This is a genomic window from Desulfococcus sp., assembly GCF_050178255.1.
In the GTDB taxonomy this organism is placed as follows: domain Bacteria; phylum Desulfobacterota; class Desulfobacteria; order Desulfobacterales; family Desulfococcaceae; genus Desulfococcus; species Desulfococcus multivorans.
Window position 1 is genome coordinate 1 of the sequence record NZ_JBFXGG010000070.1, and the last position, 14,883, is coordinate 14,883.

Consider the following 14,883-nt stretch of genomic DNA (forward strand, 5'->3'; position numbering starts at 1 on the left):
CCCCCCAGCTCCGCCTATGCCACCCAGAGTCCCATCTTTCACATGGACAAAAAGGGACTCTTTGTGGGCGGCAACTTCTGGGACGGGAGAGCCACGGGAGAGAAACTCGGCAACCCCGCCGCCGACCAGGCCCAGGGGCCCTTCCTGAATCCGATGGAGCAGGCCCTGTCCGACAGCGCCTGCGTGGTGTATCGCGTCTGCAATCCCGTAATTCCGGGCGATTACCCCATCTCGTTCCAGGATGTGTGGGGCCAAGGCGCTTGTGATATTGACTGGCCTAAGAATGTTGAAAATACGTGCGCCAAAGAAGGCAGGACGGTTAATTTGTCATCTGAAGACAGGGCCAAATCGGACATGGCCTACGACAGCATCGCCCTCTCCATCGCCGCCTACGAGGCATCCCCCGAGGTGAACGCCTTCACCTCGAAGTACGACCAGACCTTCAAGCAGATCAGAAAGCAAAAGGTCACGTTGACCGATGAGGAGCAGCTCGGCTACGCCCTCTTCCGGGGTAAGGGCATGTGCCACCGCTGCCATACCAGCAACGGTCAGGAAGCCCTTTTCACCGACTACACCTTCGACAACCTGGGAATTCCCCAGAACCCCGAAAATCCCGCGGGAGTTGCGCCCGAGTTCGTCGACCCGGGCCTGGGCGGCTTCCTGCAAAGCGCTGGATATGATGAAGCCGTTTATATGATGGAATGGGGCAAGCACAAGGTACCAACTCTGCGCAACGTGGACCTGCGGCCATCAGATGGTTTTGTGAAGGACTACGGCCACAACGGCTATTTCAAAAGCCTCAAGGGGATCGTTCATTTCTACAACACCCGGGATGTCAAACCCATGTGCGAGGAACTTTACACTGAATCAGAAGCGATGGCTGCGGACTGCTGGCCGGTTCCGGAGGTAATTGAAACCGTCAACAAGGCCGAGTTGGGCAACCTGGGCCTGACCGATGAGGAAGAGAACGCCATCGTCGCCTTCCTGAAGGCCCTCTCAGACGGCTATGTCCCGGAGGAATAGTAAAAACAGACCTCAAACAGCCTTGAAAAACCGAACACCGTCGTAACATTCCAAACATGTTCGAATACGCGCCGGAACTGGAAACGGTTCCGGCGTTTTTATGCCCGGAAAGCCGCTTCGCCTCAACCCAGGCAATGCTGCCGGTATGGGAAAACCCGCCCGAAATCCTCAAAAACCTCTTGTAACCCGATCCAAAAAAAGATATAAAGTACTGTTTACGGATATTGTTTTCAATCAGTTCGCCTCTGCAGCGAAGGCACCTTTTCCCACGGAGATTCATGGGCATACTATCATCCACGGTGTCCATCACCCGCTATCGGGTCGATGGAAAGATCGAAGCGCCGGTGTTGGAAAACATCACCAGGGGCCTTGCCGGAAATGCCATTACGGAGATCGATGACGAAGCTTCGGAAAAATCCGTTGGGTGGACCGCCCTGGAGAACCCTTTTCGACCGGATTTCAGCGGGTCTTCCTTCGTCATCGGCGCCTATCTGGTCTTCTCCCTCAGGATCGACAAGAAGACCATCCCGGCCAAGATCGTCAAAAAACACTACCAGATCGCACTGGCCAGGCGGATGACCGACACCGGGCGGGACCATCTCACCAAAAGCGAAAAACAGGAAATCAAGGAAGGGGTGGTCCAGGGGCTCAGTATGCGAATCCCGGCGACCCCCAATGTCTTCGACGTCCTGTGGAATATCGAAGGACAATCGCTTTGGTTTTATTCCACCCAGAAAGCCGCCAATGAGGAGCTCGAAACCCTCTTCGCCAAATCATTCAAATGCAATCTCATCCGGCTCTTTCCTTACACTGTCGCCGAGCTTACCGCCGGGCTTTCGGACGTTGAACGGGATGCCCTGGCCACCCTCACCCCCACGCGGTTTGCGGAGTAGGAGTAGAACATGTTGGACATCGCCGTCGCCTACAATCGATACGCGTTTCTGGGATATGAATTTCTGACCTGGCTGTGGTTCGTTGTGGAAAAAGACCGAGATCTTCTGACCGCCATAGAACCCGAAATGACGACCCTCGCCCTCGGCAACCGCGTCGTCCTCGAAAACAGAATTCAGGAAGCCGTGGAGAGCATCACCATAAAGGGCGACGACGCAGGTCTGGAAGAAGGACTTCTCGCCTTGAGGAAAGGAGCGGTCGTTACGGAGCTCAACCTTGTTTACAGGATCGGGGAACAGGAATGGCGCGTTACAGTAAAAGGGGAAAGCTTCAATATTTCCAATCTCAAAACCCCGGAAATCGGGGCCATCGAAACCCGGGACGATATCGAGGGGTTTCTGCTGGAGAAGGTCTACCTGTATGAAAAGGTCGTCCGGCTCATCGATAAGCTTTACGCCGGGTTTCTCCGATACCGGCTTTCCGCGGACTGGAACGAACGGGTGCTTCCGCTGCTGAAGCAGTGGATCCATGAATAACAGAGGGTTTCCTTTATGAAGTTTGTCATCAATAAAAACGACATTCGCAACATACTGGGTAAGGTGCAGGGCATCACCGGCAGACGGACCAACCTGGCCATCACCGAAACCGTTCTCATTCAGGCAAAAGAGCAGACGATCAAGATCGTTGCCACCGACCTCGAAACAGGCTTCGAAGGCGAATACCCGGCCACGGTCGAATCCGAGGGCACGATCGCCATCAACGCCAAGAAGCTCTTTGAAATCGTGAGGGATTTTCCCAGCGATTCCATCGACATCAACGAAGTGGAGAACCGGTGGATCGAGATCGGCAAGGAGAATATCGAGTACCACATCGTCGGCATGAATCCCGAGGATTTTCCCGATATCCCTCAAGTGGATGACGCACCATTGTTCGAGATGGACACCCAGTCCCTGAAACGGATGATCGAAAAGACCATCATCATCGGCGGCGCGCCCGATGACAAGCGCGCCCACATCAACGGCATCTACTTCGAAAACCTGGATGACGACGATTCCAAAACACTCAAAATGGTCTCCACCGACGGCAGCCGCCTGTCGACGGTCGATTATCCATATAAAAACGGCGTTTGCCCCATAGAGAAAGGCGTCCTCATCCCCAAAAAAGGGCTTGGCGAGGTGCTGAAATTCCTGGGGCCGGAAAAGACCGTGGCTATCGGTCTGAAGGACAGCCATTTCGTCCTGAAAAAAGAAAACGAAAGCTTCACCATTCGCCTTCTGGAAGGGGAATACCCCAACTACAAAGATATTATCGTAAGAGGAATCGGACATGATGTCCCGGTGGATCGCCAGCTGTTTCTGATGGTCCTTAAACGGATGTCTATCCTTTCCTCGGAAAATTATAGGGGGGTCATCTTCAATTTCGAGAAAAACCTCCTGACCGTCCGGGCAACCAACCCTGAAATCGGGGAATCCAGAGAGGACATGGTCATCAAATTCGCAGGAGATCCCATCGAGGCGGCGTTCAACCCGAAATATTTTATCGACTCTCTTGGGGTGATCGAGGATGAAACCGCCGTGATCAACATCGTCAGCAGCGACAAGCCCTGCCTCGTTGAGGGAGAAAAAGACAAAAGCTATTTAAGCATAATCATGCCGATGAAAATATGACACCACAAAAACGATCCAGCAATAATTATACCGCGGGCAACATCAAGATCCTGGAGGGTCTGGAGGCTGTCCGGAAAAGACCCTCCATGTATATCGGAAACGTCGATATGGAGGGACTTCACCATTTAGTCTACGAGGTCGTCGACAACAGCATCGACGAAGCCATGGCCGGCTATTGCGACACTATCCACGTAACGGTCCACACGGACAATTCCGTCAGCGTGGAGGACAACGGCCGCGGCATCCCCGTGGACATGCATGAAAAGGAGAATGTCCCGGCAGTGGAGGTTGTTCTGACAAAGCTTCATGCCGGTGGGAAATTCGACAAGAACTCCTATAAGGTTTCGGGGGGGCTTCACGGTGTCGGGATATCGGTGGTGAACGCTTTGTCGTCCTTTCTCGAGGTGGAGATCTACACCGACGGGAAAATCCATCACCAGACCTATTCACGGGGGGCCAAAACCAGCGAATTGACCATTCTCGGCGAAACCGATAAACAGGGGACAAAGGTTCACTTCAAGCCCGACACCGAGATCATGAACTCCGATAATTTCAATTCGGAGATCCTGAGCCGGCGGCTTCGGGAACTGGCCTTCCTGAACAAGGGGGTCCGGATCACCATCGAGGACGAACGGTCGGATTTAAAGGAGGCGTTCTTTTACGAAGGAGGGTTGGCCTCATTCGTGGAATATCTCAATCGGCGCCATACACCGCTCCACGACCCCATCTTCATTCAGGGGGAACGGAACGAGGTCCAGATCGAGGTCGCGATCCAATACAATGACACGTACAAGGAGAAGATGTTCTCCTTTGCCAACAATATCAACACGATTGAAGGCGGGTTCCACTTGATCGGCTTCAAAGCGGCCCTGACCCGGAGTCTCAACAATTACGCCGGCAACGGAAACCTGCCCAAGAACCTCCAGGCCAAAATCAGTGGTGATGACGTCCGGGAAGGCCTTTCGGCCATCATCAGCATCCGCATCAAGGAACCCCAGTTCGAGGGACAGACCAAGACCAAGCTGGGCAACAGCGAGGTGAAGGGCCTCGTGGAATCCCTGGTCAACGAGAAGCTGTCCATATATCTGGGCGAAAACCCGGCGGTGGCCAGGAAGATTCTCGCCAAGGCGGTGGACGCAGCCCGTGCCAGGGATGCGGCCAAGCGTGCCCGCGACCTGGCCCGAAGCACCGGCGCTCTTACGGACTCCACTCTTCCGGGCAAACTAGCGGACTGTCAGTATTCCGACCCCAAAGACCGGGAGCTTTTTCTCGTGGAGGGGGACAGCGCCGGCGGTTCGGCCAAGCAGGGTCGGGATCGGAGATTTCAGGCCATTCTCCCCCTCAAGGGAAAGATCCTGAACGTCGAAAAAGCCCGGCTCGACAAAATCCTCCGGAGCGACGAGATCAAAAATATCATTACGGCCCTGGGCGCGGGGGTGGGAAGAGAAGAGTACGACATCAACAAGATCCGGTACCACAAGGTCATCATCATGACCGACGCGGACGTGGACGGATCCCATATCCGGACGCTGCTCCTGACTTTCTTCTACCGCCAGATGAGAGAGATCATCGAAAAAGGGTACCTTTACATTGCTCAACCCCCGCTGTTTCGCATCGGCAAGGGTAAAAACGAACTCTATCTGAAGGATGAGGCAAGCCTGAACGATCACCTCCTGCGACGGATCTGTTCTCAGAAAGTCCTTAGATGCGGTCCCGAAGGCGTCCCCATCTCCGACAACGCACTCTATCTTTACGTGGGGGATCTCTCGGAATACCTCAGAGGGCTTTCACGACTGTCCCGGGAGGGCATCGGATCGGATATCATCGAATTCCTGATCCGTTACGGTCTCGATGAGACCTTTCTGCAGGATCGGGATAAGATGATGAACCTGAAAGCGGCGCTCGCCGAGCGGGAGTGCGAGGTGACCGTTCCCGAATGGAGCGAGGAACGCGGGATTTACGAGATGACCATCAGGGCCTGCGAAAGGATGCGGGAAGATACGATCATCCGGGATATCACCGCCAAGACGTACGAACCCCTGAAACTTGGACGACGTTTCGTGCACTCTCCGGAATTTCAGAAATGCCTCCGGCTCTCCGAAAAGATCTTCGCCTTCGGGGATGCGCCGTTTACGGTGGAAAACGCTGAGAAAGGCACCGATTCCCGATCCTTTCCCGACAGACACACCCTGCTCAACTACTTGCTGGAGGAGGGGAAAAAGGGCATCCAGATCCAGCGGTACAAAGGCCTCGGAGAAATGAATCCCGGACAGCTCTGGGAGACCACCATGAATCCCGAACCCAACAAACGGACGCTCTTGAAGGTCAAGATCGAGGATGCCGTCGAGGCCGACGAAATCTTCACCCTTCTCATGGGAGATGTGGTCGAACCCCGTCGGGACTTTATTCAGAGCAACGCCCTCGAAGTCAGCACACTGGACATTTAGCACGAGTATTGTCCGTAAATCGGTTTTTATATTGAGCTCCGATGGACGCCGGGGCACCCAAAGCGCAACGATTGGCTCAAGGAGGTGGACCGTCACATGATACCCCTGTTATCCGACCCGAACGATCCCGTCTCCATTATTGAAATCATCAAAAGTGTCGTCGGTCTTGTTGCTACCTGCCTGGGTCTCATCGTCATCCTTATCGGGCTCCGGTACGCCATGCAGATTTTCCAACTCGTCTTCACCATTCTCAATTCCCCATCGTATCTGAACGGCGTCATTCACGAGATGGCGGAGAGCATCGGTGGAAGGGCGTTCGATATCCGGCTGGACGGCAGAGCCGTTCCCCTGGCCAATCTCATGGCCCTCACGGTTTACTGCTGCGGGGCCTTCCTGGCCGCATGGCTGACCTTGGCATTGATGCACACCGGCGCGAAAATCGTATCGCTCACGGCAGGCGACCGAAACGCAGTGAGGGAGATTCTGAAAAACGTCTTCCCGAAATCCCTCCAAACGAAAGGGGCCACATCGAATCAAGACCCCGAACCCCGCTCTACCGCCCGTCACCCGTCCTGAACCCCATCGGTCCGGACGGCGGAATCTGGATTCATAACCATGGAATCGGTTTCGTGCCTGAAATACCAACAGAAAAGCGTACCGAAAAAAACTCAACTTTCGACTTTTGTGATGGTGACCGGATAGCGGTGCCGGGAGGATACGGCCTATGAAAGTCGAAAGTTGAGAGAGAGAAAAAAAACGGGTAACCGCTTTCGCCGTAACCCGTTGATTTTATCTGGTCGGGGCGGAGGGATTTGAACCCCCGGCTTTCTGCTCCCAAAGCAGACGCGCTACCAGGCTGCGCCACGCCCCGATGTCTTTGACGTGATTGCGTTAGCATGATCCTCGCCGGAATGCAAGATTTTGTTGAACGAAAAACCGGGATAACCACTTCTTTTTTCAATTTTTCTTGACACCTAAATCGTTAGGTATTAGATTACAAGGCTGTATATCTTAATAGTGGTTATTTCAGGCTATTATCGCATTTTACCAACCAAAGCGAGGGCAACACGGGCTGTTTGGCGGGTTTTTGGCAAATACGACAAATGCGAGAGTGGCGGAACTGGTAGACGCACTGGACTTAGGATCCAGCTCTGGGGACAGAGTGGGAGTTCGAGTCTCCCCTCTCGCACCAAGATAAGGTTTCAATTCAACGTGCCTGAAGGGGGTGTCTGACTTCAGGCATTTGATTTATTTGGAGAGGATAACGATGGAAGTGAATGTGGAAGATCTGAGCAGCGTGAAAAAAGTTTTGCATATTGAAATCCCGCAGGATGTGGTTAAACGCGAGATCGACAATGCCTACAAAGAACTCAAGAAAACCGCAAAGATCAAAGGTTTTCGTCCTGGAAAGGCCCCGCGGCAGGTGCTGGAGCGACACTATAAAAAGGATGTGCATGCGGATGTCTCCTCCAAATTGATCCAGGACTCGTTTGCCGAGGCCGTGAAGGAAAACAACCTGGAGGTCATCGGAAGCCCTCAGATCGATCCCCCGGATCTGGCCTATGACAAACCCTATGCCTATGATGCCGCCGTCGAGATCCGACCTGTACTCGACACCATCGATTTTTCGGGTATCCAGCTGAAGAAGACGATCTATAAAGTTACGGACCAGGAGATCGACACGCAGCTGAAAGCCCTTCAGAAAAATCTGACCCGGCAGGAAAAGATCGACGAATTCCGTCCGGCCCGGTCCGGCGATTTTGTTCTCATCGACTACGAAGGATTTAAAGACGGCAAACCCTTTGAAGAAACTCAGATGACGGAGAACTTCACCCTGAAGATCGGGGCCGGACAGATCGCGGATGCGATGGACGACGCGATCGTCGGCATGAAGCCCGATGAAACCCGGACCGCGACCGTGACATTTCCCGAGGACCATGCCAACGACAAACTGAAGGGTCAGACGATCGAATTCAATATCACCCTCAAAGAGATCCGCAAGGAAGTTGTTCCGGAAATAGATGACGATTTCGCTAAACAATTCGGCAAGTTCGAGACCCTGGATGCGCTGAAGGCCGAAATTATCCAGAATCTTTCCCAGGGATACGAGAAGCGGACGGAACAGGAATTGAACGAACAGATCTTTTCGACGCTTCTGGAGCGGATAGCCTTTGAGGTGCCGGATGCCATGATCGAATATGAGCTTGAGGGCATTGTTTCGGATGCCGAACGGACCTTCAGCTACCATAATATGAGCATGGAGCAGATCGGCATGACCCACGAGACCCTTCGCGAAAAATATCGGGACACGGCCCTCAAGCAGGTCAAACGCCATCTGATTCTGGGCAAGATCATCGAGCAGGAACCGTTGGAACTCTCGGAAGCCGAACTGGTCCAGGGTTTTGAAAACATGGCGAAGACCTTCCATCAACCGGCGGAAGAAATCCGGAAATACTACGAAGCCCCGGAAAACCAGGAACGGCTCGCCTATTTCAAACACACTTTACTTGAAAAGAAAGCGATAGAACTTATTATTAACAAGAGTGATATCGAAGAGGTACCAGCGGAAATCGCCGCGGAAACAGAAGAAAGCGTTTAATCGTAAGTGCAGATACCTGAAGTCGTTTCAGGTATCTGCTTCGGCATCCCCTCTGTTATCCTGATTCTCTCTTCTAATCACCTGTTGACTTACATGAGTTCTCATGAATCCTCTCCCCATGAAAATGCCCATGGGTCGACGGGGTTCCTTCAGATGTCCCACATTAACGATTAAAACAAGGAGTGTACTGTGCCGTTAATCCCAATGGTCGTTGAGCAGAGCAGCAGAGGCGAGCGCGCTTATGACATTTATTCGAGGCTCTTGAAAGACAGAATCATATTTCTGGGCACGGCGATTACGGATGAAGTGGCCAATCTTTTGATTGCCCAGTTTCTTTTTCTCGAATCCGAAGATCCGGAAAAAGACATCAATTTTTACATCAACTCCCCCGGCGGCGTCGTCACATCCGGCCTCGCCATCTACGATACAATGCAGTATATCAAACCCGATATCGCCACCGTGTGCCTCGGCCAGGCGGCGAGTATGGGTGCCGTTCTTCTGGCCGCCGGCGCCAAGGGAAAGCGGTATGCCCTTCCCAATTCCCGGATTATGATCCATCAGCCCATGGGCGGTTCCCAGGGGCAGGCGTCGGATATCGCCATCCAGGCCAAGGAGATCCTTCGCATGAGGGACGCTCTCAACGAAATCCTGGCGAAGCATACCGGCCAGGATTTGGAGCGGGTCCAGCGCGATACGGACCGTGATTTCTTCATGTCCGGTCAGGACGCCAAAGAATACGGGATCATCGACCACGTCATGGCCAGTCGGGATGATCTCGATCATCTGGAAGAGAAAAAGGAGTAAATGCGATGAGCAGAAAAAACGAGGAAAACGACAATCTCTTCTGTTCCTTTTGCGGCAAAAGCCAGAATGAGGTCAAGAAGCTGATTGCGGGTCCGGCCGTGTATATATGCGATGAATGTATTCAGCTGTGCAGTGAAATCATCGAGGAAGAGAGCGAGAAGGACGCCCGGGAAACCGAGATCGCTATGATTCCAAAGGAAATCAAGAAGATGCTTGATGAATACGTCATCGAACAGGAGGATGCCAAAAAGGTTCTGTCGGTGGCGGTATACAATCATTACAAGCGACTTGAGTCCCACGTGGTATCGGGCGATGTGGAGATTCAGAAAAGCAACATCCTCTTGATCGGCCCTACGGGTTCAGGGAAAACCCTCCTGGCCCAGACCCTGGCCCGGTTTCTCAACGTCCCCTTCACCATTGCGGATGCCACAAGCCTGACCGAGGCCGGATATGTGGGGGAAGATGTGGAAAACATCATCCTTTCCCTGCTTCAGAACGCCGACTATGACGTCGAGAAGGCTAAAAAAGGGATTGTTTACATCGATGAGATCGACAAGATCGCCAGCAAATCGGACAATCCCTCCATCACTCGAGATGTCTCGGGGGAGGGCGTTCAGCAGGCGCTTTTGAAAATCATCGAGGGAACCACGGCCAGCGTTCCCCCAAAGGGGGGCCGAAAGCATCCCCAGCAGGATTTCGTGAAGGTCGACACCTCGAATATTCTTTTTATTTGCGGCGGCACCTTCAACGGGCTCGACAAGATCGTTCGGCAGCGGACCGGCTCCAAGACCATGGGCTTCGGTTCCAAGATAACGCAATCGGACGATCGCAATATCGGCGACATCCTGAAAGACGTTCAGCCGGAAGACCTTATCAAGTTTGGTCTCATCCCCGAATTTCTGGGACGTCTGCCCGTCATCGCGACCCTGGGAGAGCTCAACGCTTCCTCTCTGATCCGCATCCTGACCGAGCCCAAAAACGCTTTGGTCAAACAGTACCGGAAGCTCTTCGAAATGGAAGGCGTCAACCTGAGATTGACAGACAGCGCCCTCTCCGCTATTGCACAGGAAGCCCTGAAACGCAAATCAGGCGCGCGCGGGCTTCGGGCGATCATGGAAGGCTGCATGCTCGGTATCATGTACGAAATCCCCTCCATCGGGAACGTCAAGGAATGCGTCATCGGTGAGGATGTCGTTCTGAACAAAGAGGAGCCCATTCTCCTATATGAGCAAACCAAAAAACAGGCTTAAGGATCCACTGATAGCATAATGATCAATTTTCCGAAAATCTTACGTAAAGAAGACGATTCCGGTTCGACGAACCTGGTGCTGCCCCTTTTGCCGCTGAGAGACATTGTCGTATTCCCTCATATGGTAGCGCCGCTCTTCGTGGGACGGACCAAATCGGTGAATGCACTTGCCGATGCCATGAACAGCGAGAAAAGCGTGTTTCTCGCCATCCAGAAAAAAGCGGGAATCGACAAGCCGGAGCCCAAGGACATTCATTCCATAGGAACCGTCGGCAATGTGCTGCAGCTCCTTCGCTTGCCTGACGGTACCGTAAAGGCTCTGGTCGAGGGAAAAGTCAGGGGGGTGATCCATAATTTCATCCCCAACGACGACTTTTTTCAGGTGGAAGCCTCCATTTTGGCGGAGCCGGTCCCCGATGAACCCGATGTCGCCGCCCTCACCCGGGCCATCATCGACAGCTTCGAGGAATATGCAAAATTAAACAAGAGCATCTCCAAGGACCTGATCAACAATGTTTCCGCCATAACGGACCCTTCGAAGCTGGCGGACACCGTCGCGGCCCATTTCTCCTTCAAGATCGAGGACAAGCAGCGGCTGCTGGAAGAGATCGATCCATATAAGCGGCTTTCTTATCTGCTCGGCCTGATCAAGATGGAGGTCGAGGTCTACGAAATGGACCAGCGTATCAAGGTCCGGGTCAAGGAACAGATGGAGAAGACCCAGAAAAACTATTATCTCAACGAGCAGATGCGCGCCATCAAGAAAGAGATGGGGGCTGAAGACGACGGGGCGGAGGAACTGGATGAACTGGAAAAGCGGATCAAGCGCAAGCGAATGACCAAAGAGGCCAAGGCCAAGGTTTATCAGGAGTTCAAAAAACTCAAGCTGATGACCCCCATGTCGGCCGAGGCCACGGTGGTGCGCAACTACATCGAATGGATTATCAGCCTTCCATGGTTCGACCGCAGCCGCATCACCACCGATATCGATGCGGCGGAAAAAATTCTGGACGAGGATCATTACGGGCTCGAAAAACCCAAGGAGCGGATCATCGAGTACCTGGCCGTTCAATCCCTGGTGAAAAAGCTCAAGGGACCCATCCTTTGCCTGGTGGGGCCGCCGGGAGTGGGAAAAACCTCCATCGCCAAGTCTGTTGCGAGGGCCACGGGCCGGAAATTTGTCCGCCTCTCCCTGGGGGGCGTTCGGGATGAGGCGGAGATTCGCGGCCACCGGCGGACCTACATCGGTGCCATGCCCGGAAAGGTCCTCCAATCCCTCAAAAAAGTGGGCGTAAACAATCCGGTCTTCTGTCTTGACGAAGTCGACAAAATGAGCATGGACTTCAGAGGGGATCCTTCGGCGGCGCTTCTGGAGGTGCTCGATCCCGAGCAGAACAACGCCTTTAACGACCATTACCTGGATCTGGATTACGATCTCTCGGAGATATTTTTCATCACCACGGCCAACACCCTGCCCGACATTCCCCTCCCCCTCCAGGATCGGATGGAGATTATCCGTCTGCCGGGGTATACGGAGTATGAAAAATACCACATCGCAAAGGGGTATCTGGTCTCCAAACAGATCGAGGCCAACGGGCTTTCGGGAAAGGATATTCAATTCAACAAAAGTGCCATATACACGATCATTCAACAGTACACCCGCGAGGCCGGCGTTCGAAATCTCGAGCGTGAAATCGCATCCATCTGTCGAAAGATCGCCCGGGAATTCATGAAAGATCCTTCCATCGAATCCTTCCGCGTCACGCCCAAATCGGTTCAGAAATATCTGGGCCCGCCCCGCTTCCGGCACAGCCAGCTGGAGGAGAAGGACCAGGTGGGTATCGTCAACGGACTCGCCTGGACCCAGTTCGGCGGGGAACTCCTCTGCGTGGAAACCGCAATCATGCCGGGCAAGGGAAACCTGACCGTCACCGGAAAACTGGGGGACGTCATGAAGGAATCCGCCCAGGCCGCTTTCAGCTATGTTCGCTCACGGGCCAACACTCTTGCCATCGACGTTGATTTTTACAAAAAAATCGATCTCCACATCCACGTTCCGGAGGGGGCTATCCCCAAGGACGGCCCGTCCGCGGGCATCGCAATGGGGGTATCGCTGGCGTCGGCGCTTACCGGACGTCCTGTCCATCGAGACATCGCCATGACCGGAGAGATCACCCTCCGAGGCCGGGTGCTGCCCATCGGAGGCCTCAAGGAAAAAATCCTGGCGGCTCATCGGGCCGGCATCCGAAAGGTCTTGATGCCCAAGGAGAACGAGAAAGACCTGAAGGACATCCCTGCGGCGGTATCCAAGCAAATCGAAATCGTTCCCGTGGATCACATGGATGAGGTGCTCTTCCATGCCCTGCTGCCGCAACAGGCCGACAAAAGCCCCGTGGCGGGGGATGCGGCGATGTCCGTCGAGATGATCCCCAAAGAGCCGGACGACATGGTCCAGGGCTCCACGATCAATTGATGGAAAAATAAAGAGAGACCGATAAATTTATCTTGACATCCCTTGATCAAATTGGTATTTACTCTTCGCTTTTGACGGAAACGTTGCGGAGCAAGGGCGGGTAGCTCAGTTGGGAGAGCATCGGCCTTACAAGCCGAGGGTCACAGGTTCAAGCCCTGTTCCGCCCATCATCAGTCGCTTGACATTCTAAAGTTACCATTCGGGGGCGTAGTTCAGTTTGGTTAGAACGCCGGCCTGTCACGCCGGAGGTCGCGAGTTCGAGTCTCGTCGCTCCCGCCACAAATTCCTAATAAGTTCGACGCATTAGCCACCTTCGGGTGGCTTTTGCCGTTGTAGGTATGTTGTAGTTTTCGGGCCTCGGCATATGCTGCCTTGGCATTGGCCGACTGCCCTTGAAAATATCGCTCGAACGCCGCGTTGGTGCTGTGCATCGTTCCGTGTTTGATCTGCTCCGGGCTCATCACCTGGCCGAGCGCCGTTACCGTGCTGTGTTTTGTCCCGCCGTAAAGGTCCACGCCCTCGATACCCAAGTTCTCACAGGCCCGCGTCCACCACTTGTAAAACATCCGCTTTCCGAATGGCTGCCCCGCCTTCGCGCCGTTTGCGGTCTTGTCATGCCGAAAAAAATGCAGATCCGGCAGACCGCGCGGCATCGCCTTCAGGGCCTCGATGTCTTCATCGAGCAGTGGGACCACCTTCGGCCGTTTCTCTTTTGGTGATGGGATCACGATTGCGCCGAGTTTGTGGTTGATCTGCCCTTCTCTCAGTGAAAGCATTTCCGCCGGCCGTATGGACACATACGTTGCAAGCCAACGAATCCCCAGGGCGATCTTAGGCGATATGTGCGCCGATATCCGGCCCACCTCGTCGATGATGGCTTGCTGTGTCTCCAGGTCGATGATGTTCCGCCAGCCAAGTTCGAACCGGATCTCGGGAAACCTCGGCATCGCCTCGATGACATCCCGCCGGACCAACCATGTCCAGAAGGCATGAAGTGCGCTCTTCATGTCGGCCCTGGTCTTGTCGGAAAAATCCTGTGCCCATAACAGGTCTTCTATCTCAGCGTAGCCTATGTTTTTGATGTTCACCTCCCCCCAGGCGTCAGCGGCCCTGGTCAAATAATTGTTGATGTTCCGGAATGACGCCGGCTTGACCTTCGTTTTTTTGAAGGCAAGATACTTGGTCACAAGGTTTGATACGGCAAGCGGTTTGTCCTTGGCGTAATCCCGAAGGTCAAACGTGCCCTTGTCCATCTCGTACCGAAGGCCGGTCAGAAAGCGTTCAGCCTCCGGCCTGGTCTTGAACCACCTGGACACAGATCTACCGAACCGAACAACAACCCCCCCACGGTTTTCATAGATTTGTCCTTTCATGCAAAGCCCTCCTTTCGAGGGAAGGCTATTATGTCGGCGTCGGGCGGTCAAGAGATACCTCGATACGGTATACGGCACATCAAACGCGCCTGGTCGCATGGCGAGGCATTATCCCAGTCAAGGGTGCAGGGATTTTTTGTCTGTAGGTCTTCGAGCGGTCTGAAAAGATATGGATCGCCAACGAACGCAAGATGGTCAGTTGGGGTCCACTTTGGTTTGCGTGGAAAAACTCTGATTTGGTTGCCCATCCGAATTCCTCTGAGATGGGCGGGGCTTTGGTGTGGCAGGATCAGGATAAAAAAATAATTTGGGGGTGTCAAGGGTAAAATTCAAAGCATAACATAATAGCCCGAGCCA

The 14,883-nt window shown here is 53.7% G+C and carries 10 protein-coding genes and 4 tRNA genes; 13 read left to right on the forward strand and 1 reads right to left on the reverse strand.

Annotated elements, in window-relative coordinates; translation table 11 throughout:
- The 6 genes from AB7S84_RS12360 to AB7S84_RS12385 form a co-directional block, all read left to right on the forward strand.
- Positions 1 to 1,023 (forward strand): cytochrome-c peroxidase (locus AB7S84_RS12360; protein WP_428154759.1); only part of this gene is annotated, 1,023 nt, incomplete at its 5' end.
- Between the two features lie 278 nt (positions 1,024 to 1,301).
- Positions 1,302 to 1,916, forward strand: a complete 615-nt coding sequence (gene rdgC, locus AB7S84_RS12365; RefSeq protein ID WP_428154761.1) for a recombination-associated protein RdgC — start codon at positions 1,302 to 1,304, stop codon at positions 1,914 to 1,916.
- Positions 1,917 to 1,925: 9 nt separating this feature from the next.
- A complete protein-coding gene (locus AB7S84_RS12370) occupies positions 1,926 to 2,450 on the forward strand; it encodes a hypothetical protein (protein WP_428154763.1) in 525 nt (174 codons plus the stop codon).
- A 15-nt stretch (positions 2,451 to 2,465) separates the two neighbouring features.
- Positions 2,466 to 3,581: a DNA polymerase III subunit beta gene (gene dnaN, locus AB7S84_RS12375; protein WP_428154765.1), complete on the forward strand. Its 1,116-nt coding sequence runs from the start codon at positions 2,466 to 2,468 to the stop codon at positions 3,579 to 3,581.
- The gene (gene gyrB / locus AB7S84_RS12380) at positions 3,578 to 6,028 is read left to right on the forward strand and encodes a DNA topoisomerase (ATP-hydrolyzing) subunit B (RefSeq protein ID WP_020878192.1); all 2,451 of its coding nucleotides are present in this window, start codon (positions 3,578 to 3,580) and stop codon (positions 6,026 to 6,028) included. The genes dnaN and gyrB overlap by 4 nt, the downstream gene beginning before the upstream one ends.
- Positions 6,029 to 6,124: 96 nt before the next feature.
- Entirely contained in the window at positions 6,125 to 6,604 is a 480-nt protein-coding gene (locus AB7S84_RS12385) for a hypothetical protein (RefSeq protein ID WP_020878193.1), read from the forward strand.
- A 218-nt stretch (positions 6,605 to 6,822) separates the two neighbouring features.
- Here the strand turns inward: AB7S84_RS12385 and AB7S84_RS12390 are convergent.
- Positions 6,823 to 6,899, reverse strand: a tRNA-Pro gene (locus AB7S84_RS12390).
- 234 nt (positions 6,900 to 7,133) lie between these two features.
- Here AB7S84_RS12390 and AB7S84_RS12395 point away from each other — a divergent pair.
- The 7 genes from AB7S84_RS12395 to AB7S84_RS12425 all read left to right on the forward strand — a co-directional run bounded on the left by AB7S84_RS12395 (position 7,134) and on the right by AB7S84_RS12425 (position 13,432).
- Positions 7,134 to 7,220: transfer RNA gene (locus AB7S84_RS12395), tRNA-Leu, on the forward strand.
- A gap of 75 nt (positions 7,221 to 7,295) precedes the next feature.
- Positions 7,296 to 8,627, forward strand: a complete 1,332-nt coding sequence (gene tig / locus AB7S84_RS12400) for a trigger factor (protein ID WP_020878194.1) — start codon at positions 7,296 to 7,298, stop codon at positions 8,625 to 8,627.
- A 189-nt stretch (positions 8,628 to 8,816) separates the two neighbouring features.
- On the forward strand, positions 8,817 to 9,431 hold the full coding sequence (clpP, locus tag AB7S84_RS12405) for an ATP-dependent Clp endopeptidase proteolytic subunit ClpP (RefSeq protein ID WP_020878195.1): 615 nt from the start codon (positions 8,817 to 8,819) through the stop codon (positions 9,429 to 9,431).
- Positions 9,432 to 9,436: 5 nt separating this feature from the next.
- Positions 9,437 to 10,681 (forward strand): ATP-dependent Clp protease ATP-binding subunit ClpX, encoded by a 1,245-nt coding sequence (gene clpX, locus AB7S84_RS12410; protein WP_020878196.1) that lies wholly within the window; start codon positions 9,437 to 9,439, stop codon positions 10,679 to 10,681.
- Between the two features lie 18 nt (positions 10,682 to 10,699).
- Positions 10,700 to 13,153, forward strand: a complete 2,454-nt coding sequence (lon, locus tag AB7S84_RS12415) for an endopeptidase La (protein ID WP_020878197.1) — start codon at positions 10,700 to 10,702, stop codon at positions 13,151 to 13,153.
- 94 nt (positions 13,154 to 13,247) lie between these two features.
- Positions 13,248 to 13,320, forward strand: a tRNA-Val gene (locus tag AB7S84_RS12420).
- A gap of 34 nt (positions 13,321 to 13,354) precedes the next feature.
- Positions 13,355 to 13,432, forward strand: a tRNA-Asp gene (locus tag AB7S84_RS12425).
- The last annotated feature ends 1,451 nt before the right edge of the window (positions 13,433 to 14,883 follow it).